Genomic DNA, 24,313 nt, shown 5'->3' on the forward strand with positions numbered 1-24,313 from the left:
CTATATCGACGACGTGATCATGCCCCACGGCACGCGGCGCCGGATCGTGCGGGGCCTCAAGAGCCTCAAGGGGAAAGAACTGTCGAACCCCTGGAAGAAGCACGACAACATCCCGCTATAGAGGCTGCATCCCCGCGAACGAGGATTGGCGGGGTTGACCGACACGGTCCCAACGGGCGACGAGGGGGCTCCACACCTGCCGATACAATCCCCGTCATCCCGGGTCTCGTCCCCGGGACCCATCGTTCCGCTGTTCAGCAAGGGTTTGATGATCCCCCGACCGTGCGACGGACCCATTGGTCCCGGGAACAAGTCCCGGGATGACGAAGTTTTGTTGGGAGTTTGAGCGTCACGCTCCGGGGGACCCAGACGGGCGTCCAGACAATCGACGCAGCCGGGCTCAAACCTCCCGTATTCTGTCCCCACCTCGTCGTTGGGAAGGGCGCATGGCCAGCGACCAAGCGACGGCGGGGTGTGATCGAGCGGGAAACGCTCTGTCCGATGGCGGGTGAAAGCCGCCAACCTCGTTGTCTCTGGCGGCGGTCGGCCGTGGAACACTAAAACGACGTGACCTCGAGGGTCGGCTGGGTGGCAGGCGGGCTGAAAGGTCCGCGTTCCGGGTGGGAGTCGCTCTCTCATTCGCCCGTCGGAGGCGTGGACGAGGAGGCGCTAACACCGCCGAGCCGGAAGCGCTTTCGCCAGAACGGTCACGCGGAGCGGACGGCTTCGTCGAAACGGTATTTTCTAACTCTCATCCGGACGTCGTCCGGACGCTCCGCGACCCTTTCCATCAACTCGGCATTTCCGCGCGAGGGCGCGAAGCTGTAGCTGCTCCCCCGAGGGGGAGGATCTTAATCAGAGATCGAACTTCACCCCCTGCGCCAGCGGCAGGGCCCCAGAGTAGTTCACCGTCGCGGTCTGCCGACGCATGTACTGCTTCCAGCTGTCGGACCCGCTCTCGCGACCGCCGCCGGTTTCCTTCTCGCCGCCGAACGCGCCACCGATCTCGGCGCCTGAGGGGCCGATATTGACGTTGGCGATGCCGCAGTCGCTGCCGGCGGCTGACAGGAAGGCCTCGGCCTCGCGGACGTCGTTGGTCATCACGCAGGAGGACAGGCCCTGAGGCACATCGTTCTGGATCGCCACGGCCTCGTCGAAATCGCGATAGGGCACGACGTGCAGCAGAGGCGCGAAGGTCTCTCGTTGCATGCCGGCGCTGGGGGCGGGCAGGCGGGCGAGGGCCGGGCGCACATAATAGGCCTCGGGGTGCTCGTCGATCAGCAGGCGCTCGCCGCCGCTGACGGTTCCGCCGTTGGACCGGGCCTGGTCCATGGCGGCGACGAAGGCCTCATAGGCGGCCTTGTCATGCAGCGGACCCAGCAGGACGCCGTCTTGGCGCGGATCGCCGACCGGCAGGCGGCTGAAAGCGCTCTCCACCGCGTCGGCGACTTTGTCGACCAGGGTCTCGTGAACGATCAGGCGGCGCAGGCTGGTGCAGCGCTGGCCGGCTGTACCCGCCGCGGAGAAAACGATGGCGCGGACGGCCAAAGAGAGGTCGGCGCTGGGGGTGACGATCATGGCGTTGTTGCCGCCGAGCTCGAGGATCGAGCGGCCAAAGCGGCCGGCGACGATGGGGGCGATAGCTTGGCCCATCCGGGTGGAACCCGTGGCGCTGACCAGCGGGATGGCCGGATCGCGCACCAGCCGCTCGCCGGCGTCGCGGCCGCCCAGGACGACCGAGCACAGGCCCTCGGGCGCGTCGCCGAAGCGAGCCAAGGCGCGTTCCAGGATCGCCAGGGTGGCGATGGCGGTCAGCGGCGTCTTCTCCGACGGCTTCCAGATCACCGGGTTGCCGCAAACGAGCGCCAGGGCCGCGTTCCAGGCCCAGACGGCGACCGGGAAGTTGAAAGCGCTGATCACCACGACGGGACCCAGCGGATGCCAGGTCTCGCGCATGGCGTGGCCGGGGCGTTCCGACGCGATGGTCAGGCCGTAAAGCTGGCGCGACAGGCCAACGGCGAAGTCGCAGATGTCGATCATCTCCTGAACCTCGCCGGCAGCCTCCGAAGCGATCTTACCGACCTCCAGGGTGACGATGGCGGCCAGTTGATCCTTGGCGGCGCGCAGCTCCTCGCCCAGCAGACGGACCAGCTCACCACGACGCGGGGCCGGCACACTGCGCCACTCGCGGAAGGCTTTCGCAGCGGCCGAAACCTTGGCGTCTATGGTCCTGGCGTCGTCATAGGCGACCTGGGTGAGGAGCGAGCCGTCGAGGGGGCAGCGCACGGCGACGCCGCCATCGGCGGGCAGGCCGGCGACGCCCAGGTCGGCCAGAACGGCGCGGGCATGGGCGGCGGGGGATTGGAAGGACTGGGTCATGACCGTGGAAAACGCCCACCCGGCCCTCGGGTCAAGTGCCGGCTGCTTGACGCCCCCGGCGGGCGCCTTCAAATGGGCCGGCCCACATCGGGGCGTCGGGGCATGTCGCGATCGCGTATGGACGATAACGCCGCCTATCTTCAGCGACTTGAGGCCTTGCGGGCCGGCGTCGACCGACGTCTGGCCGAGCTCGCGCCCAGGCCTGGGACGGCCCCGGAGCGGCTGGTCAAGGCGGTGCGATACGCCTTGCTGGCCCCCGGAAAACGCTTCCGACCGATGCTGACCCTTCTGACCGCCGCCCAGTTCGGCGCCGCCGAGGGCGTGGCGCTGGATACGGCCTGCGCTTTCGAGATGGTCCACGCCTCGTCGCTGATTCTCGATGACCTGCCCTCGATGGACGACGCCGGCCTGCGCCGGGGGCTGCCGACCATTCACCGCGCTTTCGATGAGGCCACCGCTGTGCTGGCGGGCGTTGGCCTGCTGAACCAGGCCTATGCTGTGGTCGCCGCCGATACCCAACTGGACAGTGAGCGACGGGCTGAAATCACCGGACGGATCGCCGACTCCATAGGCTTTCGCGGCCTGATCGCCGGCCAGGCTCGGGACCTGTTTGACCGCCACCAGCTGCGCGACCTGCCATCGCTGGACCGGCTGAACCATGAAAAGACGGGCGTCCTGATCATGGCCGCGGCCCAGTCCGGCGCCCGGATCGCCGGCGCTTCGGATGACGCCGTGGCGGCGGTGGGCGAGTTTGGACGTCGCATGGGCCTGGCCTTCCAGATCCGTGATGACCTGATCGACGCCGAAGGCTCGGTCGAGGGCGCCGGCAAGGATGTCGGCAAGGACGCCGGCATGATCACGGCTGTCTCCCTGCTGGGTGTCGCCGGGGCGCGGGCTGCTATGGAAGCCCACCTCGTGGCGGGCCGCGCGGCGCTCGAAACTGTCGGCGGCTGCGATCTCGTCGCCGGATATGTCGGCCGCCTCTTCACCGGACGCAAGGCGGCGGCGTGACCACCTCCCCCATTCTGACGGTAGCTGGCGTCGTTCACGCCTATGGAGACAAGACCGTGCTGCACGGCGTGGACTTGAGCCTGTCGCCCGGCGAGATTTACGCCCTGCTGGGTCCCAACGGGGCTGGCAAGACAACCCTGATCAAGACCATCTGCGGCCGCTTCCGGCCCGACAGCGGCTCTGTGCTGCTGAATGGCGAGGATCCGGCGCGGGTGCACGCGGCGCGGGCCAGCCTTGGCCTCGTACCGCAGGAGATCGCCCTCTACGCCCACCTGACCGTGGCCGAGAACTTGGCCGCCTTCGCCAGCCTGGCCCAGGTGCCGCGCAAGGCTGTGCCAGCCGCTGTCCAGCGGGCGATGGAACTGACGCGCACCGTTGATCGCGCCCATGTGCCGGTCCGTCACCTTTCGGGCGGTTATCAGCGCCGCGCCAATATCGCCGCCGCCATCGTGCATCGGCCGGCCCTGCTGATCCTCGACGAGCCGACGGTCGGCGTCGATATCGACGCCCGCGAGGCGCTGGACGCGGTGATCCGGGGGCTGCGCGACCTTGGCGTGGCGGTGCTGCTGACGACGCACGATCTGGAACAGGCCGGAGCGCTGGCCGACCGGGTGGGCTTCCTGCGTGAAGGCTCCTTGGTGCTCGAAGGCCAGCCCCGCACCCTGATCGCCAAGGCTTTCGGCCTCCAGATGGAGGTGCTGGTCGAGTTTTCCGGCGAGCCGGACGCCGCTGGCGAGATCTTGCTGGCAGCTGAAGGGTTGGTCAGGACCGCTCACCGCGCCAAGCTGTGGACCCGCCTCGACGCCGACGGCTACGCCGCCGCCGGACGGCTGGACAAGCGGCTGCGCAAGGCAGGACTGGTCCCGCGCGAAATTCGGGTGCGGGAGCCGTCGCTGCAGAACCTCTTCAGCCTAGTGGCCGAGCGGAAGCTGGCGGCATGATCCGGCTGGAAATGACGCTGGCCATGGTGCGGGTCATGCTGCTGGAGCTGTGGCGTGATCGCGCGGCTCTGGTAATGACCTTCCTGCTGCCGCCGCTGGTCTTCCTGATCTTCTCGTCGGTGTTCGCCGGGGCGACGGGCGAGGACATCAAGCCCAAGCTGGCGATCGTCGACATGGCGCGCACCGAAACCTCGGGACGGGTAGCCAGGGCCTTGCTGGCCAGTTCCGAGATCCGCGCCGAGGCCACCACGCCTGCCACGGTCGATGCGGTTCGGGCGCTGGTGAAATCCGGCCAGGCCGATGTGGGCCTGGTGATCCGCACCGATCCCGCCGCGCCCGGCCGTCCGTTCCTGATCATTTCCGATCCCGGCCGCGCCGTCGCCGCGCCCTTGACTCAGGCCCGGGTGCAACTGGCCATGGCCCGCGCCACGCCGGACGCCGCTTTGCGTCGCAGCGTCGATCAGCTGACCCCCGCGCTCGGCGCTCTGACGCCGAGCCAGAACGCGCGGCTCGACGCTGCTGCCGCCGCACTTAAAGCTAAGCCACCGACCGTAACCGGCGGTGATCTGTTCGACCGCGAGGACCTGCTGGGCGCCAGGAAAGGCGGGGCGACCATCGCCTATTACGCCGGCGCGGTGATGATCCTGTTCGCCCTGTTTTCGGCCATGCAGGGGTCGTTGGGCTTGATGGACGAGCGCCGCACGGGTGTCGCCGACCGGTTGCTGGCAGGCGTCGCCGGCATGGGGCCGGTGGTGACCGGAAAGTTCGTCTTCCTGGTCGCCCAGGGGATCGTCCAGGCCGTGGCGATTTTCGCCACCGCCCAGATCGTCTATGGCGTGGCGGTGGTCGAGCACTTCGGCCTGTGGGCGCCCACGACCCTAGCGACGGCCGTCTGCGCGGCGGGTCTGGCCCTGGGCCTCGTCTCGGTGTGCCGGACGCGGGAACAGGCCCAGATGCTGTCCACCTTCGTGATTCTGGTTCTGGCGGCGATCGGCGGCAGCATGGTGCCGCGCTTCCTGATGCCGGTCTGGCTGCAGACGGCGGGCTGGTTCACGCCTCACGCCTGGGTCATTGACGCATATCAAGGCTTGCTCTGGCGCGACGCTTCACTTTCGCAGGTGTATAAGGCTTGGGGCGTGCTGACCGCCGCCGGCCTGGCCGGCCTGGCGCTGGCCCAGACCCTGGCGCGACTGTCGCGTCGATAGGACCCTCGATGGCGACCCTGGCCTTTCATCTCGCGCTGTTCCTGGCGGCCTTCGCTTTCATGGAAGCCTTTGCCTGGGTCACCCATCGCTATGTGATGCACGGTTTCATGTGGGTCTGGCACAAGTCGCATCACGAGCCGCGCGAAGGCGCCTTCGAGCTCAATGACCTGTTCGCTGTGGTCTTCGCCGCGCCGGCCATCGTGGCCATCTATTTCGGGGCGAACGGCACGCCGTGGCTGTTGCCGGTGGGGCTGGGGATAACGGCCTATGGCTTTGTCTATTTCATCTTCCACGACGGCATGGTGCACCGACGCTTCAAGACACCGTTCGGCAAGTCGGCCTTCTGGAAGCGCGCGATTCAGGCGCACCGTATCCACCACGCTGTGCATACCAAGGAGGGCGCCGTGTCGTTCGGCTTCCTGGTTGCCCGGCCGGTGCGGGTGTTGAAGGCGCAGTTAAAGGCGCGAGGGGGCGAAGCCTAGATCTTTGACCACATGTCGGGGCGCGCCGGCGGCTTGATCGCCCGGTCCCAGACTGCCGATCGCAGGGCGATGAACCCGCCCTCAAGCGCTCGCCAGGCCTTCATGCGGCCGCTGACCACCACGCGCTCGTCCCAGGCTTTGTCGCCCTCGCGGACCACGTCCAGCCCGATCTGGCGATAGACCCCCCGCGCCGCGGCAATGGCCCAGGCGCAGCGGACGGGGAGGTCGCGCAGACCCCAGCGCGCCGAGGCGTAATAGGGCTCAGCGGCGTCGACCAACCGCTTGGCCATGATCGCCACCGCGCCGCGATGGGCAGGATCGGCGACCGCCGTCTCGGCCACGCCCAGTTCGGCCAGCCAGGCGCGGGGCAGATAAACCCGATCGTTGCGGGCGTCCTCGACGATGTCGCGAGCGATATTGGTCAGCTGGAAGGCCAGGCCAAGGTCCTGGGCGCGGCGCAGGGTAGGCAAGGCGTCAGGCTTCGTGCCCATGACCAGCGCCATCATCGTCCCGACCACGCCGGCCACGCCCCAGCAATAGTCCAGAAGTTCATCCAGCGTCTGATAACGGCGGCCTTCGACGTCCATGGCAAAGCCGTCGATCATGTCCAGGGCGTAGCGCTCAGGAATCTGACGACGCCGAGCCACGGTCTGAAATGCCGCGAACTGCGGATCGGCTGGCGGCTCGCTAGCCAGGGCGGCGCGGGTCTGGGCGTAGAGGGCGGCGAGACGGGCCGGCGCGTCTTCCACGGGGCTCATGCCGTGGCCCAGGGTCTGACCGTCGATCACGTCATCGCAGTGCCGGCACCAGGCGTAGAGCATCTCGGCGTCGGCGCGGGTCTCGGCGTCGAACAGGGCGGCGGCGGCGGCGAAGCTCTTGCTGCCCTTCTGGATCGCCTCGCGGCTTTGCGCCTCTAGGTCGCTCACGCGGTTTCCGTCTGGAAGTCGTCGATCATCAGCCCGGCCGTGGCCTTGGCCGAACCCACCACGCCCGGGATCCCCGCGCCCGGATGGGTGCCGGCCCCGACAAAATAGAGGTTGGGGATGACGTCGTCGCGATTGTGGGTGCGGAAAAAGGCGCTCTGGGTCAACAGCGGCTCCAGGGAGAAGGCCGCGCCGTTCCAGGCGTTGAGCTCGGTCGTGAAATCGTCCGGCGTGAAGATTCTGCTGGTTACCAAATCGCGCGACAGGTTGGGGATATAGCGCTCTTCCAGATAGTTCAGGATCCGGTCGCGATAGGCCGGGCCTTCCTTGGACCAGTCGATCTGGGCTGTCTCCAGGTTGGGCACGACCGACAGGACGTAGAAGCTGCTGCAGCCCGGAGGGGCCATGCCGGGATCGGTGGCGCAGGGCGAGTGCAGGTAGAGCGAGAAATCGTCGGCCAGGGCGCCCTTGTTATAGATCTCGCCGATCAGCTCCCGATAGCGCGGGCCGAAACAGATGGTGTGATGGCGGATCTCGGGGTGTTCCGCCTTGAGCCCAAAATAGATCACGAACAATGAGGGGCTCCAGCGCTTGCTCTCCAGCGCCTTGCCCACCTTCTTGCCGCGCGGATCATCGACCAGCAGCTCGCGATAGGTGTGCATCACGTCAGCGTTCGAGGCGACCGTGTCGAAGGCTTCGAAGCTTCCGTCGTGATTGATGATCCCAGTAACGCGGCCGTCTTTCGTCGTGATCTTCTGCACTGGCGCGTTGAGTCGGATCGTTCCGCCTAGGTCCTCCAGCAGACGAACGAGGCCACGGATCAGCGCGCCAGTGCCGCCGCGCGGGAACCAGACGCCACCGCGCCGCTCCAGAGCGTGGATCAGGGCATAGATCGACGAGGTGGCGAACGGGCTGCCGCCGACCAGCAGGCTATGGAACGACAGGGCCTGGCGGACGTGCTCGTCCTTCACGAAGGACGAAACCTTGTCATAGACGCTGCGCCAGGCCTGCAGCTTCATCAGGGCGGGGGCCGACGAGATCATGCTGCGGATGTCGAGGAAAGGAACGGCGCCCAGCTCGACATAGCCCTTCTGGTACAACTCTTCGGAATAGGCGTGGAAGCGGCGATAGCCCTCGACATCGGCCGGGTTGCGGGCGGCGATCTGCCGGTCGAGCTCGACTTGGTCGTTGACGTAGTCGAAAACGTCGCCGTCTTCCCAGACCAGACGGTAGAACGGATTGACCGGCATCAGCTCGACATAGTCCTCGATCTTGCGACCGCTGATCGTGAACAGCTCTTTCAGGCAGTCCGGATCGGTGATCACCGTCGGGCCAGCGTCGAAGATGAAGCCTTCGTCCTCCCAGACATAGGCTCGGCCGCCGGGCCTATCGCGCCCCTCGAACACGGTCACGTCGAAGCCGGAGGACTGCAGGCGGATAGCTAGGGAAAGGCCGCCGAAGCCGGAACCGATGACGGCCGCGCGAGGCTTGGGATGAGTCATGCAGTCTTGTCCTGGGTCACGGATTTTTCGGTCAGATAGCCAACCGCGAGGGAGATGGGAACCGGCGGCTTGCCGATCAATATGCGGGCCTTGTCCCAGAGGGTGAGCCGGGCCGCGTAGAAGCGCTGGATGAGCGGCGCGCGCAATCGATAGAAGCGCTCCAGCACCTTGTAGCGCTGATCGGGTTCGCAGGCCTTGAACAGCATGCGGTTCAGCAGCCGGAAGTACCGGCGCTTGCGCCACGCCGCCTTGGAATGGGCCTCGGCGCAGGCGCGGACATGGGCGCTGGTGATGTGGGGCAGGGCAGCGATCTGGTCGGCCAAGCGCGCTGCGTCGGGCAGGGAGTAGCCGGTGGTGGGCTGGAACAGGGCGGCGCGCAGGCCAACCTCCGCAACTTGGGCCCGGGCTTCGCGCCAATAGGCGTCGATGTCGCCGGCCAGGGCGATGGGCAGGACGCCGTGCTCCTCGCGCTCGACCTTGGCGATGGTCCAGCCCTGTTGGCTGGCATAGGCGGCGATGGCGGTCCGCAGGTCGGCGTGGTCGAGATCGGAGCCGTCGCTGTAGCGCGTATCCTCGATCAGCAGGCGAGTCGCATCGAGCGGCAAGGCATAGAGGAAGCGATAACCGTCCAACTGGGAGACAGTGGCGTCCATCACGATGGGGCGCGTCAGACCGTGGGGCTCAGTGAGACGCACGCCCTGGCCCAGGAACTTCTGCCAGCCCAGCACCAGGCTGCGACTGCGACGGGGGCCGCGTCCGTCGATCACGGCGGCGGCGGTGATCCGGCGACCGTCCGCCAAGGCGACCTGATGGGGCGACACCTCCGAGACTGTCGCGCCCAGCCAGACATCGGCGCCAAGGACGGCCATGACGGCTTCGTGCAGGCGCTGCGAGGTGATGGCCAGATAGGGCGTTTCCAGGACGCGTCGATGGGTGGGAAAGCGAACCTCATAGCCAGACCAGCGATGCACGATCAGTGGTTTCAGCCAACCGCCGATCGCGGGGCTGACATCGGTCTCGAAGTGGCACCAAGTGTGTTCGCCGCCGATTCGCTTGTCGCGCTCCAGCACAATCACTTTCAGGTCCGGACGCAGGGCCTTCAGGCGCAGGGCGATCAGGCCATTGGCCAGCCCGCCGCCCACCAGGACGACGTCTGCGCGTGAGGTGGAAGACGTTGGGGCCATGCTCCTGCGTCTAACATGATTGTGCTGCCGCCACGCCAGCGTTGCGCGCAGCAAAACGACCGGTTAGGCACGGCGAACTGGAGTGTGGCAGCCGAAGTGTGAGCAGTTTCGGCGCCCGCCACGCTCCACATGTTCTAGGGAGACGCCCATGTCCGCGGCCAGGATCATCGACGGCAAGGCATTCGCGGCCGATCTGCGCGAGCGGGTCGCCGAGGATGTGAAGGCTTTGAAGGCTGACCATGGCCTCACGCCGGGTCTGGCCGTGGTGCTGGTCGGCGAGGATCCCGCCAGCCAGGTCTATGTCCGCAACAAGGGTGAGCAGACCCTGGCGGCGGGCATGCATTCCGAAACCCATCGCCTGCCGGCCGATGTCAGCCAGGACGAGCTTCTGGCTCTTGTCGGCAAGCTCAACGCCGATCCGGCGATCCATGGCATTCTGGTGCAGTTCCCGGTGCCCGATCACCTCAAGCAGGCCGACATCGTCGCGGCCATCTCGCCGGACAAGGATGTCGACGGTCTGACCGTCACCAATGCCGGGCGCCTGGCCAGTGGCCTGCCGGCCCTGACGCCCTGCACGCCGCTGGGCTGCATGCTGCTGCTGAAGGATGTGCTGGGCGACCTGCGCGGCAAGACCGCCGTGGTTATCGGTCGCTCGAACCTGATGGGCAAGCCGATGGCCCAGATGCTGCTGGCCGCTGACTGCACCGTCACCATCGCCCATTCCCGCAGCGTCGATCTGCCCGGCATCGTGCGTCAGGCGGACATCGTCGTAGCCGCCGTAGGACGCGCCGAGATGGTCAGGGGCGACTGGATCAAGCCGGGCGCCGCGGTCATCGATGTCGGCATCAGCCGCTTCCCCTCGCGCGATACGGTCGCGGCGGCCGCGGGCAAGACCCGTCTGGTCGGCGATGTCGCCTTCGACGAGGTCAAGGCGGTAGCGGGGGCTATTACGCCAGTGCCGGGTGGCGTGGGGCCCATGACCATCGCCTGCCTGCTGGCCAATACGGTCACGGCCGCCAAGCGCCTGCACGGGATCGACGGTTGATGCGCGCCGCTCTGGTCCTGACGCTCGCCGCCTTGTCGCTGGCCGCGTGCGGCGAGAAGATTCCGCCAGCCCCTACGCCGGAACAGGCCCTGCTGCTGAAACCCGCCGATGCGCGCCTGGCCGAGCTCTATGAAACGTCGTGCAAGGCCTGCCACGCTATGCAGGATACGGGCGCGCCGCTGGTGCAGGATCGCGCCGCATGGGATCCGCGCTGGAAACAGGGTGAGGCCGCGCTGCTGGACCACACCATCCAGGGCTTCAAGGCCATGCCGGCATCCGGTCAATGTGTGGCTTGCGCGCCGTCCGATTTCCAGGGCCTGATACGATTCATGGCGGGGCGCGAAGATCCCGCATAGGTCGGGGAATCGCATGATCTCGAGACGAGGCGCTCTGGTCGCAGGCGGGACGGGAGCCGCCGTGGTCGCCACGGGCGGCGCGGGATATCTGGTCGCCACACATGAGAAGCCCGAGCCGGTGGCCCCCGCCTCGGTCAATGCCGACGGCAAGTTGCTGTGGCGCAACTGGTCGGGTGTGCAGACCGCCTATCCTTCGGCTCGTCTCGCGCCGAAGGATGAGGCCGAGCTGGCCCTGATGCTCAAGACCGCCGCCGCGCCGATCCGGCCGGTAGGGGCGGGGCACTCCTTCACCGCCCTTGCGCCGACAAGTGGGGCTCTGGTCTCACTGGAGAGCATGTCTGGCGTCGTTGGCTGGGAGGGCGACGAAGCTATTGTCCTGGCCGGCACGCGGCTTGGCGCGCTGGGCCCGGTCCTGGCCGCCAAGGGCCGGGCCATGGCCAATCTGCCCGACATCGACAAGCAGTCCCTGGCCGGAGCGATGGCGACGGCGACGCACGGCACGGGCGTGAAGCTCCAGGCCCTGCATGGCGACGTTACGGGCCTGCGGCTGGTGACGCCGAGTGGGCAGGTGATCGATTGCGACGCGAGCCGCGATGCCGACGTCTTCCAGGCCGCCAGGGTCTCGCTGGGCGCGTTGGGCGTGATCTCTCAAGTGCGGTTGAAGACCATTGCCAATCGCCGGGTGCGCCGCCGCGTTTGGATAGAGCCGTTCGGCGACGCTCTGGAGAAAGCCGAAGCGCGTTGGGCCGAGCATCGCAATTTCGAGTTCTACGCCGTGCCGTTCACCGGGCTGGCGGCCGGCATCAGCCACGACGAGACCGACGATCCGGCCAAGGCGCGAGGCCCCGATCAGGACACAGCCTTCCTCGACGCGCTGAAGGGCCTGCGGAATTTGCTGGGCTTCTCGACGCCGCTGCGCAAGGCGGCGGCCCGGGCGTTGCTGGCGGGCGCCAAGCCCGAGACCTCCGTCGACGAAGGCTGGAAACTGCTCTCGACCGAACGGCCGGTACGCTTCAACGAGATGGAGTTCCACCTGCCGATCGACGTCCAGCTCAAGGCGCTGGAGGAGGTGGTGGCGACCATCGAGAAGGAACGCCCCGATGTCTTCTTCCCGATCGAGGTGCGTCGCATCGCGGCCGACGAGGCCTGGCTGTCGCCCTTCCACGGTGGGCCGCGCGGGTCGATCGCCGTGCACACCCACTACAAGGACGATTTCTCGTTTCTGTACGACCTGGTCGAGCCGATCTTCCGCCGCTATGGCGGCAGGCCGCACTGGGGCAAGCTACACAATCTGCGCGGCCAGCACCTGGCGGCGCTCTATCCGCGCTGGGACGATTTCCTGAAGGTGCGGGCCGAACTCGATCCGGAGGGGCGGATGCTCAATCCCTATCTCAAGGGGCTGTTCGGGCTGCTCTGACGGGCCTCAGCCTGCCAGGTACTGGGTGACCCGGCCTTCGAGTTCTTCGGCCAGGGCCTTGCCCACCGGGTGGGTATCGACCTTGATGTCGCCTCGCACGGCCGCCTTGATGGCGTCGATGTGGCCATCGACCAGGAACATCGGCGCCGACAGTCGCGTCTCGGGCTCGTCGATCAGCTTGCACAGCGATGCGGCGATACGCGTGATCAGCGGGAATTCGTAAGTAGCGCCCAGGCCCTTCAGGTCGTGGGCGCGCAGATACAGGGTCTCGACCGTCGCGGCGTTCAGGCCTTGGGTCTTGACCTCCTGGCGGGCGGCCTCGAGCTTGGTGATTTCGTCTTGCAGCCACTGGGCGAAGTTGCCCGACAGGCTCTTGAGCGCAGCCTCGGCCTTGGCGATCGCTGCCATGTCGATGCCCCCGCGTCCGCCCACCTTGAGCTTCAGCATGTTCGGCACCTGGATCACCTCAGCGGTGGGCTTAGTCGTCAAGATCGCCTCCCCAGCGGCGGTATTTAGAGATCGCTACCATAGCAGGCGTTAACAACGAATGAGATGTCAGTTTCTGTGCGACGGAACGCCTCATGCCGAGAACTGCTCGGCGAGCACGCGCTCGTCAAGACTGCGGCCCGCGTCGAACAGCATCGCAAGGCTGGTGTCGCGATCTTCCGAAATGTGGACCTCCAGCACGTCGCGAACCTCGAAGTTGTCAGCGACGGCGCTGACCGGGCGTTTGTCGGCTTCGATGATCTCGAACGTGATGCGCGCCGTGCGCGGCAGCAGGGCCCCGCGCCAGCGGCGAGGGCGGAACGCGCTGATCGGCGTGAGGGCCAGGACTTGGCCGCCAATGGGAATGATCGGTCCATGAGCCGAGAGATTATAGGCTGTCGAGCCAGCCGGCGTAGCGATCAGGGCGCCGTCGCAGACCAGTTCGCTCATCCGCACCTTGCCGTCGATGGAGATCCGCAGCTTGGCGGTCTGACGGGTCTGGCGCAGCAGAGACACTTCGTTGATCGCCAGGGCGCGGTGGTTGCGGCGTTGCGAGTCGATGGCCGTCATGACCAGCGGATGGATGACGGCGCGCTCGGCGGCGTTGATCCGCTCCAGCAAGCCATCTTCGCTGTACTCGTTCATCAGGAACCCGACCGAGCCGCGGTTCATGCCGTAGATTGGCGTCTGGCTGGCGATGGCGCCGTGCAGGACCTCCAGCATGAAGCCGTCGCCGCCGAGGGCTATGATGACCTGGGCGGACTCTTCGCCCACATCGCCATAGCGGGCGATCAGGCGCTCGCGCGCTTCCTCGGCTTCGGGGCGGTCGCTGGCCTTGAACGTGAGGCGAGTCAGAAAGGGTTGCGGCTGGTACATCGCGCCCAAGAGGCGGGAAGCCCGCCGGCTTGTCAAACCGCGCCGACGGCCTGTCGGAAAGCCATTCCAGCGACGTCCGGCGTGAAGGGGCCAAAGGCGCTGCCGGCGCGTCTGGCGCCTTCGTCGCCGCCGCCCGGGCGGCCGCCGTTCAGTTGCCGCACATGTTCCAGGATGGTCGGAAACACGCTGCGATCGATGCCAACCGCCGAGCAGGCCAAGGCCAGAAGTTCCGGGCGATTGCTGTCGATGGCGCGGCGGATCTGGGCGGGGTCGAACTTTCCCAGCCGGGCCAGGGCCATCACGAACAGGGGCAAGCGGCCCTCGCGGAGTACGCGCAGCAGATAGCCTGGACGTAGCTGTCCGGCGGCGTCGAGCTTTTCGACGAGCGAGCGTTCCATCTCCTCGCGGTCTTCCTCGGACTCGATGACCCCGTCCTGGTCCGGATCTTCGCCGCGATGGGCGGCGCGGAGCGCTTCATCTACGGCGGCGGCCATGACGTCGGCGTCCAGATGGAAGCGAGCGGTGAGGGCTTCGCGCAGGGCGCGCCCGACCCACAAATAGAGTTGCTCGGCGAACTCGCTGGAGAGCATGGGATGGCGGGCCAACGGCGAGCGCAGAGCGACGACATCCTTGGCGCGACCGACCAGACGGCGCAGGCCGTCGGTCGAGATTTCGGCGGTCTCGTTGCTGGCCAGTGCCGTCAGAACAGCGGGTTCTTCACGCGCCAGTATGGCTTCGACGACCGAGGCCGCCAGACGGGGACGGCGCGCGACCTCGATCTGATGTTCCAGCGTCGCTTGAACCATCAACCGGATCAGGTCGTGATCCTGCAGCACCGGGCTGCGGGCGATGATCGGACGGGCGATCTCGATCTCGTCGAGCGCCAGAATATTGATCAGGGCCGAGGGCGCCCACGGCGCGTCGGCCAGGCGTTCGGACAGGCGCTGGCGAATGTCGCGCTCGGCTTCCACGACCAGGGTCATGAAGATGGAGTCGAGCAGGCGCTGGATGTCGGGGTCGGTCGGGGCGCCGGCGGTCTGGCCCGCTTCGCAAAGTTCGATGATGCCCGTAAGCAGCCGTTCGCGATCGCCCGGATCGCGGCTGCGCGCCAGTGTCAGAAGCTTGGCGGTTTGGACGGCTTGGATGACCAGCCTCCTCGAATCCCGAACTCGGTGAGGATGACCTTGCTTCCAGCAAATGAAAACATGCTTAAACGGAAGAGCCCACAAACGATAAGAATAGCGGCTAGTTGTCGCGGGTGAAGCGTAAGGACGGGAGGCGCGAAGATGGCTGAACAACTGATTCTGGCTTTGGATCAGGGTACGACCAGCACCCGGGCGATCCTGTTCGACGCGACTGGCGGGGCCTTGGCCGACGCCACACGCCCTTTGCGACAGAGCTATCCGGCCGATGGATGGGTGGAGCACGACCCCGAGGAGATCTTCGCCGCTTGCGTGGCTGTGCTGCGCGAAGCGATGGACAGCTCCGGCCGCGATATTGCCGATGTCGCCGCCATTGGCGTGACCAACCAGCGCGAGACCGTAGTGATCTGGGACAAGGCCACGGGCCGCCCGATCCATCCGGCCATCGTATGGCAGGACCGCCGCACGGCGGGCGCCTGTGATCGACTTCGCGAGGCCGGTCATGAGGCCCAGGTCACCGAGGTGACTGGCCTGCTGCTTGACCCCTATTTCTCGGGCACCAAGATCGCCTGGATCCTCGACCGCGTGCAGAGCGCCCGGGCGCGCGCCGAGGCGGGCGAACTGCTCTGCGGCACAATGGACAGCTGGGTGATCTGGCGTCTGACAGGCGGCGCCGTGCATGCCACCGACGCCACAAATGCTTCACGCACCTTGCTGTTCGACATCGAGGCCCAGGTGTGGTCGCAACCCATGCTCGACCTTCTGAAGGTGCCCGCCAGCCTCCTGCCCAAGGTGCTCGACTGCGCCGACGACTACGGCGTGACGACCATCAACATCCTTGGCCGTGAAGTTCAAATCCGCGGCGTGGCCGGCGACCAGCAGGCGGCGCTGATGGGGCAGGGCTGCATCCTGCCCGGCCAGATGAAAGCCACCTATGGCACCGGCTGCTTCATGTTGCTCAATACGGGCGAGACCCGTCCGGTTTCCCGCTCGCGCCTGCTGACCACCGTTGCGGCGCGCATCGGCGGCAAGACGACCTATGCGCTGGAGGGCTCGATCTTTGTCGCGGGTGCGGCGATCCAGTGGCTGGGCGAGGGACTTGGGATCACCGGCGGTCCTCGCTCTGCCGAAGCCCTGGCGCGCTCGGCCAAGCCCGATCATGGCGTCGTGGTGGTGCCAGCCTTCACCGGTCTTGGCGCGCCGTGGTGGGATGCCGGGGCACGCGGCGCGATCTTTGGTCTGACCCGCGACGCCGGCCTGCCCGAGATCGCGGCGGCTACCTATGATTCCTGCGCCCTGCAAAGCCGTGACCTGATCGAAGCCATGCGCGCCGACGCGCCCCACGCCTTTGGCGACGAGGCCCAACTGCGGATCGATGGCGGCATGTCGAAAAGCGCCTGGTTTTCCCAGCGGCTATCCGACCTGACTGGCATGCTGGTGCAGCGGGCCAGCTATCTGGAGACGACGGCCCTGGGCGCGGCCCTGTTCGCGGGACTGAGCGCGGGGGTCTATGGCTCGCTGGAGGAAGCGGCGTCGGCGCGGCCGGCGGCTGAGGCGTTGACGCCGTCGATGCCGTTGCACCAGCGTGAGGCGGCCTATGCGCGCTGGCTGGACGCGGCGCCGCGCGTCCGAACCTGAATTTTTGACGCCAGTGCATAACACGGGTCGCCAGCCGCGTGGCGGATTGCTATGACATCGCTGTCATAACATGAGGACTCAACCGCATGACGCCGACGCGCCGTTCCATCACCCTGGGGGCAAGCGCCGCCGTTCTTGCAGGAGGGTTCACAGTGCCCGCTCATGCCGCTCGGCCTACGGTGGGAAATATCCGCCGCCTTTCACCCACATTCGACGCGGTGGTCGCCCCGGACGCCAGGATCGAGCAACTGGCCGACGGCTTCGTCTGGTCTGAGGGGCCTGTCTGGGTGAAGGACGGCGGCTATCTCGTCTTCTCAGATGTGCCGGCTAACACCATGTACCGCTGGAGCGAGGCGAACGGCGCTAGCGTGTTCCTCAAGCCGTCAGGCTATGACGGCCCGCCGACCAAGGCTTTCCGCGAGCCCGGCTCCAACGGCCTGGCGCTGGACGCCACGGGCGCATTGCTGGTTTGCGACCATGGCAACCGGGCGATAACCAAGGTCGACTTGAAGACCCGCAAAAAGACGATCCTGCTCGACCGCTATCAGGGCAAGAAATTCAGCAGCCCCAATGACTTGGCTGTGGCCCGGAAGGGGGCAATGTCGGGCGCGATCTATTTCACCGATCCCCCCTACGGCCTGGAAGGCATGAACGCTTCGCCGCTCAAGGAGATGGCGTTCAATGGCGTCTATCTGCGCCGGCCCGATGGCTCGGTCGGGGTGGTCGACGACAAGCTGACCTTCCCTAACGGAGTGGCTCTGGCCCCCGATGAGAGGCGGCTTTATGTGGCGGTTTCCGATCCCGACGGCCCGGTGATCATGGCCTATGACCTGGGCAACGATGGCCTGCCGACGAAGCGTCAACTGTTCTTCGACGCGATGGCTCTGCACAAGGCGGGCGGGCCGGGCCTGCCTGACGGCATGTGCCTGGACACCGAAGGGCGTCTCTACGCCACGGGACCGGGCGGCGTGCTGGTGATCTCGCCAGCGGGTGAGCTTATCGGCGTGATCGACGCGGGCCGTCCCATCGCCAACTGCGCGTTCGGAGAGGACGGCCACACGCTGTTCCTGACCGCCGACGACATTCTGGCGCGGGTGCGCCTGAAGTCCACAGGCCTGATCTAGGAGGCTCTGATGGATCATCCAAGCAAGCGCGCGTTCCTGCAAAGCGGTCTGGCCGCAGGGCTTCTGGCCTCGGCGCCCTTGGACGCGCTGGCGCAAGCCAAGGCCGAAGGCCGCAAACTGGGCTACGCGATCCTGGGCCTAGGCTACTACGCCACCCAGATCATCATGCCGCGCTTCACCGAGTGCGAGCATTCGAAGATCACGGCCCTGGTCAGCGGCACGCCGGACAAGCTGAAGACCTTCGGCGACCAGTATGGCGTACCCCAGGCCAGTCGCTACAGCTACGAGACCTTCGACCGGATCATCGACAATCCGGCCGTCGACATCGTCTACATCATCACCCCAAACAGCCTGCACCGCACCTTCACCGAGCGGGCCGCCAAGGCCGGCAAGCATGTGATGTGCGAGAAGCCGATGGCGACATCGGTAGCTGACGGCGAGGCTATGATAGCCGCCTGCAAGGCCGCCGGCCGCAAGCTCATGATCGGCTATCGCAGTCGCTTTCAGGCCCATAATATCGAGGCCATCAAGCTGGCGCGTAGCGGCGTGCTCGGTCCCATTCGCACGGTCGTAGCTGACCATGGCTTCACCATCGGCGACCCCAGTCAGTGGCGGCTGAAGAAGGCGCTGTCCGGCGGCGGCAGCTTGGCTGACATCGGCATCTACAGCCTCAATGCCGCGCGATACCTGACGGGGGAGGAGCCCCTCGCGGTCAATGCCATCGAGTCCACCGACCGATCGGATATCCGGTTCAGGGAAGTGGAGGATGTCATCAACTTCCAGCTCCTGTTCCCCTCGGGCGCGACAGCCAACTGCGTCTCGGCCTATAGCTCCAACGTCAATCGCTACCGGGTCTCGGGTCCGAAGGGCTGGGCCGAGATCGAGCCCGCTACGGGCTATGGCGGTCAGGCGATGACGGTTCGCCTTGACGAAAGGACCGCGGCGCACGAACCGGCGCCGGTCCGCAAGAACCAGTTCTCGGGGCAGCTCGACCATTTCTCCGAATGCATCCTGACGGGCGCTGATCCGATTGTCGGCGGGGAAGAGGGGCTCAAGGACATGAGGGTCGTCGAGGCCATCTACCGGGCCGCCCGCGAAGGCCGGACGGTGCGACTGTGAGGGCGGTCGTTTTCGCACTGGCGATGCTTGCGCCAGGCTTCGCTTCGGCTCAGCAGCAGATCCCGCTCTGGCCCAAGGGCGCGCCGGGCTTCGAGAGCCGCAAGGATATCCCCGAGCAGGCGGCCGAGTACTGGGCCAAGAGCATCAACAACCCCTCGGTGACGGCCTATCTGCCGCCTAAGGACGAGGCCAATGGTGCGGCCCTGATCGTGCTGCCGGGCGGTGGGCATCGGATGCTGGTCATTCATCCCGAAGGCACGGACGTCGCCAAGGTGATGAACCCGATGGGCGTGGCGGTCTTCGTGCTGAAATACCGGCTCTTCCGCGAGGAAGGTTCGCCCTACGTCCTGGACCACGCCCGCCAGGACGCCGCGCGGGCGGTGCGCTACGTCCGCGCTCATGCCGCCGAGTTCGGAGTCGATCCCGCGCGCATCGGGCTGATGGGCTTTTCAGGCGGCGGCGAGGTGGTGAACCTTGAGGTCTATCAGGACGCGTCGAAGGATCCGAAGGTTGACGCCATCGATTCGGTCAGCGCGCGACCGGACTTCCAGGTTCTGATCTATCCGGGGCCACTGGGTGTTCCCGACCAGATCCCCGCAAATACACCGCCAGCCTTCATTCTGGCGGCCGATGACGACGAGTGCTGCTCGGCCCCGCCGGTCGAACTGCTCGCCAAGTTCCGGGCCGCGAAGGTCCCGGTCGAGTTCCACCTGTTCCAGACCGGAGGTCACGCCTTCAATATGGGCCTCCGCACCGACAAGGCCGCCATCAAGGTCTGGCCGGATCGCCTGCGCGACTGGATGGCCGACAATGGCTGGCTGTCGAGGCGGCCCTAGGCAGCCGCGTCGATATAGGCCTTCACCCGCGCAAACAGATCCTCGAACATCGGCGTCGTCAGGCGGCCGGTGTTCGTGTTGAGCCGCGAGCAGTGATAGCTGTTGAACACCCGATAGGGGCCAGCCTGGAATTCTGAGCCGTGGCCAGGAATGCCCGCCGACGCCTTCAGGCCCAAAGCCTTCAGCACGTTGCGCCGTGAGACGTCGCCCAGGGTGACGATGGCCTTCAGCTTCGGGAAGGCCTCGATCCGGTTCGTCAGGAACGGCCGGCAGGTATTCTCTTCACTGGTCTCGGGCTTGTTGCCGGGGGGCGCGCAGCGCACGGCGTTGGTCACCGCGCTGCCGATCAACCTCAAAGAGTCGTCGGCGCGCGCCTCGAACTTGCCGGTGGCGAAACCGAACTTGATCAGGGTGTCGTAGAGAAGGGTCCCGGCATAGTCGCCAGTGAACGGCCGGCCGGTGCGGTTGGCCCCCTTGCGACCTGGGGCCAGGCCAACGACCAGCAGCCGCGCATCTTTGTCGCCAAAAGACGGGGCGGGCCCGTTGAACCAGTCAGGATAGAGCTCCTGGTTTTCGCGGCGATAGGCCACCAGGCGCGGGCATAGCGGACAGCCGCGCGGCGGCTCGGCGGGCGAGGGGACAACCTCGCCCAGGATGTTGGAGCGCTGCTCAATATTCATCGTCGGCCTCGCGCTCGGCCTGGGTGCGGGCGTCGACCATCGGGCGCGGCGCCGGCGCGCGCTGCGGGCGGCCGATGATATTGGCCAGGTCGTTCAGGTCGACGAAGTCGTCGGCCTGGCGGCGCAGGTCGTCGCTGGTCATCGGCGGCTGGCTCTTCATGGTCGAGACCACGGTGACCCGCCGGCCCTTGCGTTGCACCGCCTCCACCACGGCCCGGAAGTCGCCGTCGCCCGAAAATAGCACCAGATGGTCGGCGGTTTCGGCGATCTGCAGCATGTCGACGGCGATCTCGACGTCCATGTCGCCGCGCCAGCGCTTGCGGCCCTGGCTGTCGGTAAACTCGCGGGCCGGCTTGGTCACCAGGGTGAAGCCGTTGTAGTCGAGCCAGTCGACCAGCGGCCGGATCGGCGAATAGTCGTCATTCTCGTTGATGGCGGTGTAATAATGGGCTCGGATCAGGACGCCGCGCTTTTTGAACTCGTCGAGCAGCTTGCGGTAGTCGATGTCGAAGCCCAGCGCCTTGGCAGCCGAATAGAGATTGGCCCCGTCAATGAACAGGGCCAAACGGTCGGTGGGATAGAAGGTCAACGCGGCGATTTCCTTGAAAAATACGGTCGATCGAAATGGCTTGGACGAGGCCGTAATCGTGGCCCTCGGCTGTAATCTGCCGGGAGCCTATACGAGTCGCGAAGCCTTGTTGGAAGCTGCGCTGGTGGCCTTTCCGTCAGAGGGCTTGGCAGTCATGATTCGGTCGTCCTGGTGGACCTCGGCGGCCTGGCCGGATGAGACCCTGCCCGCCTATTTGAATGGAGTGGCGGTGGTCGAGACCTCGCTGGATCCATTCGGGACCCTTGCCGCCCTCCACCGCGTCGAAGCCCGTTTTGGCCGGGCTCGCGGGGCGCCCAATGCACCCCGGACGCTCGATCTTGACCTGATAGCCTACGGCCAAAGCGTCGTTTCGGGCGGCTTGACCGTGCCGCATCCCCGCGCCCACGAGCGCCTGTTCGTCATGGGTCCACTGGCCGAGATCGCCCCGAATTGGTGTCACCCGGTGAGTGGCGAGACCGCGGCGCGACTGGCGGAAGTCGCGAGCGTGGGGCGCGACGCCAGGCCATGAACTTCGCGCTCTAGACTTCCCCACGCGAAGCGGGCATAAGCGCCCCCTCGCGAAAGATGGGCGACAACCTCAGCGGCGTTGCGTAACGCCGCTCGGACCCTTATTTTGCAGAGCATCACGGCTAGCCCGAGGAATTCATGGCCCGCGTCACCGTCGAAGATTGCGTCGAGAAGGTTCCGAACCGGTTCGCGCTTGTTCTGTTGTCCGCCCACCGGGCGCGCGGCATCTCGGCGGGCGCCGCCCTGCTGGTCGATCGGGATAACGACAAGAACCCCGTCGTCGCCCTGCGCGAGATCGCCGACGACGTCGTCGATCACGAAGGCCTCAAGGAACAGCTGATCAGCACGCTGCAACGCGTCGATGAGCACACTGAAGCCGAGGAAGAAGCCGAGACCCTGGCCCTGCTGGCTGATCCGAGCCACATGCAGATGAGCGAGCTGGAACTGGTTCGCGCCCTCCAGAGTGACCGTGACGGCGGTCAGGAGGAGCGGTACTGAGCCCCGACGGCGCAGACCCTCTGACCATCGAAGCGGCGCCTGCCGCCGCTACTTCCGAACGCGCGCCCATCGATCCCCCAACCGGGGTCGACTCGGGCGCGTCTTCGTTTCAGGCCTCCAGTGCGGCCTCGCCGCCGAAGCAGCGCCAGAAATTCCTTCGCCAGTATGAGCTGATCGAGCGGGTTCATTCCTATGACCCCACCGCCGACGAGGCGCTGCTGAACCGCGCCTATGTCTACGCCATGCGCATGCACGGCAGTCAGACCCGGGCCAGCGGCGACCCGTACTATGCCCACCCCATCGAGGTGGCGGGTATCCTGACCGAATACCGGCTCGACACCGCGACCATCGTGACGGCCCTGCTGCACGATGTGATCGAGGACACCCCGGTCACCCGCGAAGACATCGCGGGCCTGTTCGGCGACGAGATCGCCGAGCTGGTCGAGGGCGTCACCAAGCTTTCGAAGCTGGAACTGCAGGCCGAGCATTCGCGTCAGGCAGAGAACCTGCGCAAGTTCATTCTGGCGATCAGCAAGGACGTCCGCGTCCTGCTGGTGAAGCTGGCCGACCGCCTGCACAACATGCGGACGCTGCATTTCATCAAGGCTCAGGCCAAGCGCGAGCGCATCGCCCGCGAGACGCGCGACATCTACGCCCCCCTGGCCCGCAACATCGGCTGCCACCGCATCTGCACGGAGCTTGAGGAACTCAGCTTCGAGCATACGAATCCGGTCGCCCGCAACGCCATCATCCGCCGGCTGGAAACCCTGCGCGCCGAGCAGGGCGGGGCGGTGGCCCTGGTGTCGCAGGAGATCGCGGCGCGGCTCGAATCCGCTGGCGTCCCGGCGCGAGTTTTCGGCCGGGAAAAGTCGCCCTATTCGATCTGGCGCAAGCTGCAGCGCAAATCGATCGGCTTCTCGCAGATGTCGGACATTTACGCCTTCCGCGTGATCGTCGACAGCGAGGAAGACTGTTACCGCGCCCTTGGCGTCCTTCACCGGTCCTGGTCGAGCGTGCCCGACCGCTTCAAGGACTTCATCTCGACGCCCAAGCGCAACAATTACCGCTCGCTGCACACCACTGTGGTCGGCCCGCGCGGCATGCGCATCGAGATGCAGATCCGCACCGAGGCTATGGACCGCGTCAATGAAGAGGGCGTGGCCGCTCACTTCCGCTACAAGGACGCCTCCTACGGCCTCGACCTGGAGGGCATGGAAGCCGCTGGCGGCCGCGATCCGCTGGCCAACCTGCGTCAGCTGGTCCAGGTGCTGGAACATGGCGGCGACGCCGAGGAACTGGTCGAGCACGCCAAGCTTGAGATGTTCCTCGACCAGGTGTTCGTGTTCACCCCCAAGGGCAAGCTGGTGAGTTTGCCTAGCGGTGCGATGCCGCTCGACTTCGCCTATGCCGTCCATACCAGCGTTGGCGACACCTGCATCGGCGTGAAGATCAATGGTGAGCTGAAGCCGCTGCGCACCGGTCTCAACAACGGCGACGTGGTCGAGGTGATCCGGGGTTCCAAACCCGTGGTGCCGCCGGACTGGCGTTCGCTGACCGTGACCGGTCGCGCTCGCTCAGCCATCCGCCGCCACATCCGCCAGACCGAGAAGGAAGAGTTCCTGCGCCTGGGCAAGGCGTCTGTGGAGCAGATCTTCGAACGGGCCGGCAAGAAGTTAAAGGACGTGTCACTGCGTCCGATCCGAGAGCGGTTCGCGCTCGAGAGCGACGACGCGCTGTTCGACGCCGTAGGCCGCGGCCGGGTCTCACCGAGCCAGGTTCTGGAAACCGCTTTCCCCGGCATGAAGGACAGCGACATGGCCGCCGCCTCGGCCCGTCGCAAGATCGAGGGCGGCAAGGGCGCGCGACTCTATGTGGGCGGCGGCGGACTGACGCCGGGCGTTTCGTTGCACTTCGCCCATTGCTGCAGCCCGGTGCCGGGCGACCGCATCGTCGGCATCCTTCGCGAGGACGGGACTCAGGAGCAGGATGGAGGACTGGATGTCCACACCATCGACTGCCCCAAACTGGCCGACTATGAGGACCGGGAGGATCTCTGGCGCGACCTGAACTGGACGCCAGAGGCTGAGCGCGAGACCGTGTCACTGACCCGTCTGCACGCCACCATCCAGAACGCGCCCGGCGTATTGGGTCAGGTCTGCACGATCATCGGCGAGGCTGGCGGAAATATCGTCAATCTGCGCATGCACCATCGGCAGAGCGACTTCTTCGACACCGACATCGATGTCGAGGTGCGTGACGCCAAGCACCTGACCAACATCTCGGCTGCTCTGCGGGCCTGCCCTTCGGTCGAGACCGTGGACCGAACGCGGGGCTAGAGCATTTTCCGATAAG

At 66.4% G+C, this 24,313-nt stretch carries 23 protein-coding genes and 1 pseudogene; 15 read left to right on the forward strand and 9 right to left on the reverse strand.

Annotated elements, in window-relative coordinates:
- Nucleotides 1-121: hypothetical protein (locus ACP69S_RS16945; protein ID WP_425999331.1), on the forward strand; the 121-nt coding region annotated here is incomplete at its 5' end.
- Nucleotides 122-855: 734 nt separating this feature from the next.
- Here the strand turns inward: ACP69S_RS16945 and ACP69S_RS16950 are convergent.
- Nucleotides 856-2,379: an aldehyde dehydrogenase family protein gene (locus tag ACP69S_RS16950; RefSeq protein ID WP_425999220.1), complete on the reverse strand. Its 1,524-nt coding sequence runs from the start codon at nucleotides 2,377-2,379 to the stop codon at nucleotides 856-858.
- Nucleotides 2,380-2,481: 102 nt separating this feature from the next.
- Here ACP69S_RS16950 and ACP69S_RS16955 point away from each other — a divergent pair, with 102 nt between their 5' ends.
- The 4 genes from ACP69S_RS16955 to ACP69S_RS16970 are packed head-to-tail and all read left to right on the forward strand — an operon-like array spanning nucleotide 2,482 to nucleotide 6,018.
- A complete protein-coding gene (locus tag ACP69S_RS16955; RefSeq protein ID WP_425999222.1) occupies nucleotides 2,482-3,390 on the forward strand; it encodes a polyprenyl synthetase family protein in 909 nt (302 codons plus the stop codon).
- Entirely contained in the window at nucleotides 3,387-4,331 is a 945-nt protein-coding gene (locus tag ACP69S_RS16960) for an ABC transporter ATP-binding protein (RefSeq protein WP_425999223.1), read from the forward strand. Before ACP69S_RS16955 ends, ACP69S_RS16960 begins: the two co-directional genes overlap by 4 nt.
- Nucleotides 4,328-5,536: an ABC transporter permease gene (locus ACP69S_RS16965; RefSeq protein WP_425999225.1), complete on the forward strand. Its 1,209-nt coding sequence runs from the start codon at nucleotides 4,328-4,330 to the stop codon at nucleotides 5,534-5,536. Before ACP69S_RS16960 ends, ACP69S_RS16965 begins: the two co-directional genes overlap by 4 nt.
- Nucleotides 5,537-5,544: 8 nt before the next feature.
- Complete coding sequence (locus ACP69S_RS16970; RefSeq protein ID WP_425999227.1) at nucleotides 5,545-6,018, forward strand: sterol desaturase family protein; 474 nt, start codon at nucleotides 5,545-5,547, stop codon at nucleotides 6,016-6,018.
- Here the strand turns inward: ACP69S_RS16970 and ACP69S_RS16975 are convergent.
- The 3 genes from ACP69S_RS16975 to crtY are packed head-to-tail and all read right to left on the reverse strand — an operon-like array spanning nucleotide 6,015 to nucleotide 9,627.
- Nucleotides 6,015-6,944 carry a phytoene/squalene synthase family protein gene (locus ACP69S_RS16975; protein WP_425999229.1) on the reverse strand — a complete coding sequence of 310 codons (930 nt, stop codon included), beginning with the start codon at nucleotides 6,942-6,944 and terminating at the stop codon, nucleotides 6,015-6,017. The two genes, ACP69S_RS16970 and ACP69S_RS16975, sit on opposite strands and share 4 nt — an antisense overlap.
- On the reverse strand, nucleotides 6,941-8,443 hold the full coding sequence (locus tag ACP69S_RS16980; RefSeq protein WP_425999231.1) for a phytoene desaturase: 1,503 nt from the start codon (nucleotides 8,441-8,443) through the stop codon (nucleotides 6,941-6,943). Before ACP69S_RS16980 ends, ACP69S_RS16975 begins: the two co-directional genes overlap by 4 nt.
- Nucleotides 8,440-9,627: a lycopene beta-cyclase CrtY gene (crtY, locus tag ACP69S_RS16985; RefSeq protein WP_425999233.1), complete on the reverse strand. Its 1,188-nt coding sequence runs from the start codon at nucleotides 9,625-9,627 to the stop codon at nucleotides 8,440-8,442. Before crtY ends, ACP69S_RS16980 begins: the two co-directional genes overlap by 4 nt.
- A 148-nt stretch (nucleotides 9,628-9,775) precedes the next feature.
- Between crtY and folD the strand changes: the two genes are divergently transcribed.
- Genes folD through ACP69S_RS17000 form a run of 3 tightly spaced genes read left to right on the forward strand, consistent with a single transcriptional unit; the run spans nucleotide 9,776 to nucleotide 12,445 of the window.
- Complete coding sequence (gene folD / locus ACP69S_RS16990) at nucleotides 9,776-10,672, forward strand: bifunctional methylenetetrahydrofolate dehydrogenase/methenyltetrahydrofolate cyclohydrolase FolD (RefSeq protein WP_425999235.1); 897 nt, start codon at nucleotides 9,776-9,778, stop codon at nucleotides 10,670-10,672.
- Entirely contained in the window at nucleotides 10,672-11,028 is a 357-nt protein-coding gene (locus ACP69S_RS16995; protein WP_425999236.1) for a c-type cytochrome, read from the forward strand. The genes folD and ACP69S_RS16995 overlap by 1 nt, the downstream gene beginning before the upstream one ends.
- A 13-nt stretch (nucleotides 11,029-11,041) precedes the next feature.
- Nucleotides 11,042-12,445, forward strand: a complete 1,404-nt coding sequence (locus tag ACP69S_RS17000) for a D-arabinono-1,4-lactone oxidase (RefSeq protein WP_425999238.1) — start codon at nucleotides 11,042-11,044, stop codon at nucleotides 12,443-12,445.
- A 6-nt stretch (nucleotides 12,446-12,451) separates the two neighbouring features.
- Here ACP69S_RS17000 and ACP69S_RS17005 read toward each other — a convergent pair whose 3' ends face one another.
- The 3 genes from ACP69S_RS17005 to ACP69S_RS17015 form a co-directional block, all read right to left on the reverse strand.
- On the reverse strand, nucleotides 12,452-12,934 hold the full coding sequence (locus ACP69S_RS17005; RefSeq protein ID WP_425999240.1) for an Hpt domain-containing protein: 483 nt from the start codon (nucleotides 12,932-12,934) through the stop codon (nucleotides 12,452-12,454).
- A gap of 90 nt (nucleotides 12,935-13,024) precedes the next feature.
- Nucleotides 13,025-13,807, reverse strand: a complete 783-nt coding sequence (locus ACP69S_RS17010) for an NAD kinase (protein WP_425999242.1) — start codon at nucleotides 13,805-13,807, stop codon at nucleotides 13,025-13,027.
- 32 nt (nucleotides 13,808-13,839) lie between these two features.
- On the reverse strand, nucleotides 13,840-14,925 hold the full coding sequence (locus tag ACP69S_RS17015) for a DUF2336 domain-containing protein (RefSeq protein ID WP_425999333.1): 1,086 nt from the start codon (nucleotides 14,923-14,925) through the stop codon (nucleotides 13,840-13,842).
- Nucleotides 14,926-15,093: 168 nt separating this feature from the next.
- Here ACP69S_RS17015 and glpK point away from each other — a divergent pair, with 168 nt between their 5' ends.
- From glpK to ACP69S_RS17035, 4 genes and pseudogenes are all read left to right on the forward strand, one after another.
- Nucleotides 15,094-16,587 carry a glycerol kinase GlpK gene (gene glpK / locus ACP69S_RS17020; protein ID WP_425999244.1) on the forward strand — a complete coding sequence of 498 codons (1,494 nt, stop codon included), beginning with the start codon at nucleotides 15,094-15,096 and terminating at the stop codon, nucleotides 16,585-16,587.
- An 86-nt stretch (nucleotides 16,588-16,673) separates the two neighbouring features.
- Complete coding sequence (locus ACP69S_RS17025; protein ID WP_425999246.1) at nucleotides 16,674-17,711, forward strand: SMP-30/gluconolactonase/LRE family protein; 1,038 nt, start codon at nucleotides 16,674-16,676, stop codon at nucleotides 17,709-17,711.
- A pseudogene (locus ACP69S_RS17030) lies at nucleotides 17,621-18,830 on the forward strand (Gfo/Idh/MocA family protein). Before ACP69S_RS17025 ends, ACP69S_RS17030 begins: the two are co-directional and overlap by 91 nt.
- Nucleotides 18,827-19,666 (forward strand): alpha/beta hydrolase, encoded by an 840-nt coding sequence (locus ACP69S_RS17035; RefSeq protein ID WP_425999247.1) that lies wholly within the window; start codon nucleotides 18,827-18,829, stop codon nucleotides 19,664-19,666. Before ACP69S_RS17030 ends, ACP69S_RS17035 begins: the two are co-directional and overlap by 4 nt.
- On the opposite strand, the gene ACP69S_RS17040 is transcribed toward ACP69S_RS17035, so the two are convergent.
- Both ACP69S_RS17040 and ACP69S_RS17045 read right to left on the reverse strand, forming a co-directional pair.
- Nucleotides 19,663-20,340 carry a uracil-DNA glycosylase gene (locus tag ACP69S_RS17040; protein WP_425999334.1) on the reverse strand — a complete coding sequence of 226 codons (678 nt, stop codon included), beginning with the start codon at nucleotides 20,338-20,340 and terminating at the stop codon, nucleotides 19,663-19,665. The genes ACP69S_RS17035 and ACP69S_RS17040 overlap by 4 nt on opposite strands.
- Nucleotides 20,336-20,935 (reverse strand): NYN domain-containing protein, encoded by a 600-nt coding sequence (locus tag ACP69S_RS17045; RefSeq protein ID WP_425999248.1) that lies wholly within the window; start codon nucleotides 20,933-20,935, stop codon nucleotides 20,336-20,338. Before ACP69S_RS17045 ends, ACP69S_RS17040 begins: the two co-directional genes overlap by 5 nt.
- Before the next feature lie 40 nt (nucleotides 20,936-20,975).
- On the opposite strand from ACP69S_RS17045, the gene folK reads away from it, so the two are divergent.
- The 3 genes from folK (at nucleotide 20,976) to ACP69S_RS17060 (ending at nucleotide 24,297) form a co-directional block, all read left to right on the forward strand.
- Nucleotides 20,976-21,464 carry a 2-amino-4-hydroxy-6-hydroxymethyldihydropteridine diphosphokinase gene (gene folK / locus ACP69S_RS17050; RefSeq protein WP_425999249.1) on the forward strand — a complete coding sequence of 163 codons (489 nt, stop codon included), beginning with the start codon at nucleotides 20,976-20,978 and terminating at the stop codon, nucleotides 21,462-21,464.
- Between the two features lie 137 nt (nucleotides 21,465-21,601).
- Entirely contained in the window at nucleotides 21,602-21,961 is a 360-nt protein-coding gene (gene rpoZ, locus ACP69S_RS17055) for a DNA-directed RNA polymerase subunit omega (RefSeq protein ID WP_035049486.1), read from the forward strand.
- Nucleotides 21,962-22,029: 68 nt separating this feature from the next.
- A complete protein-coding gene (locus ACP69S_RS17060; RefSeq protein ID WP_425999335.1) occupies nucleotides 22,030-24,297 on the forward strand; it encodes a RelA/SpoT family protein in 2,268 nt (755 codons plus the stop codon).
- Nucleotides 24,298-24,313 lie beyond the last annotated feature (16 nt).

The organism is Caulobacter sp. DWR1-3-2b1 (assembly GCF_049895765.1).
GTDB lineage: Bacteria > Pseudomonadota > Alphaproteobacteria > Caulobacterales > Caulobacteraceae > Caulobacter.

Bases quoted from the DNA above. Each gene is read 5' to 3' on its own strand.
- ACP69S_RS16950 (WP_425999220.1), bottom strand. From the start codon at position 2,379: ATGACCCAGTCCTTCCAATCCCCCGCCGCCCATGCCCGCGCCGTTCTG.
- ACP69S_RS16955 (WP_425999222.1), top strand. From the start codon at position 2,482: ATGTCGCGATCGCGTATGGACGATAACGCCGCCTATCTTCAGCGACTT.
- ACP69S_RS16965 (WP_425999225.1), top strand. From the start codon at position 4,328: ATGATCCGGCTGGAAATGACGCTGGCCATGGTGCGGGTCATGCTGCTG.
- ACP69S_RS16970 (WP_425999227.1), top strand. From the start codon at position 5,545: ATGGCGACCCTGGCCTTTCATCTCGCGCTGTTCCTGGCGGCCTTCGCT.
- ACP69S_RS16980 (WP_425999231.1), bottom strand. From the start codon at position 8,443: ATGACTCATCCCAAGCCTCGCGCGGCCGTCATCGGTTCCGGCTTCGGC.
- crtY (WP_425999233.1), bottom strand. From the start codon at position 9,627: ATGGCCCCAACGTCTTCCACCTCACGCGCAGACGTCGTCCTGGTGGGC.
- folD (WP_425999235.1), top strand. From the start codon at position 9,776: ATGTCCGCGGCCAGGATCATCGACGGCAAGGCATTCGCGGCCGATCTG.
- ACP69S_RS16995 (WP_425999236.1), top strand. From the start codon at position 10,672: ATGCGCGCCGCTCTGGTCCTGACGCTCGCCGCCTTGTCGCTGGCCGCG.
- ACP69S_RS17000 (WP_425999238.1), top strand. From the start codon at position 11,042: ATGATCTCGAGACGAGGCGCTCTGGTCGCAGGCGGGACGGGAGCCGCC.
- ACP69S_RS17010 (WP_425999242.1), bottom strand. From the start codon at position 13,807: ATGTACCAGCCGCAACCCTTTCTGACTCGCCTCACGTTCAAGGCCAGC.
- glpK (WP_425999244.1), top strand. From the start codon at position 15,094: ATGGCTGAACAACTGATTCTGGCTTTGGATCAGGGTACGACCAGCACC.
- ACP69S_RS17025 (WP_425999246.1), top strand. From the start codon at position 16,674: ATGACGCCGACGCGCCGTTCCATCACCCTGGGGGCAAGCGCCGCCGTT.
- rpoZ (WP_035049486.1), top strand. From the start codon at position 21,602: ATGGCCCGCGTCACCGTCGAAGATTGCGTCGAGAAGGTTCCGAACCGG.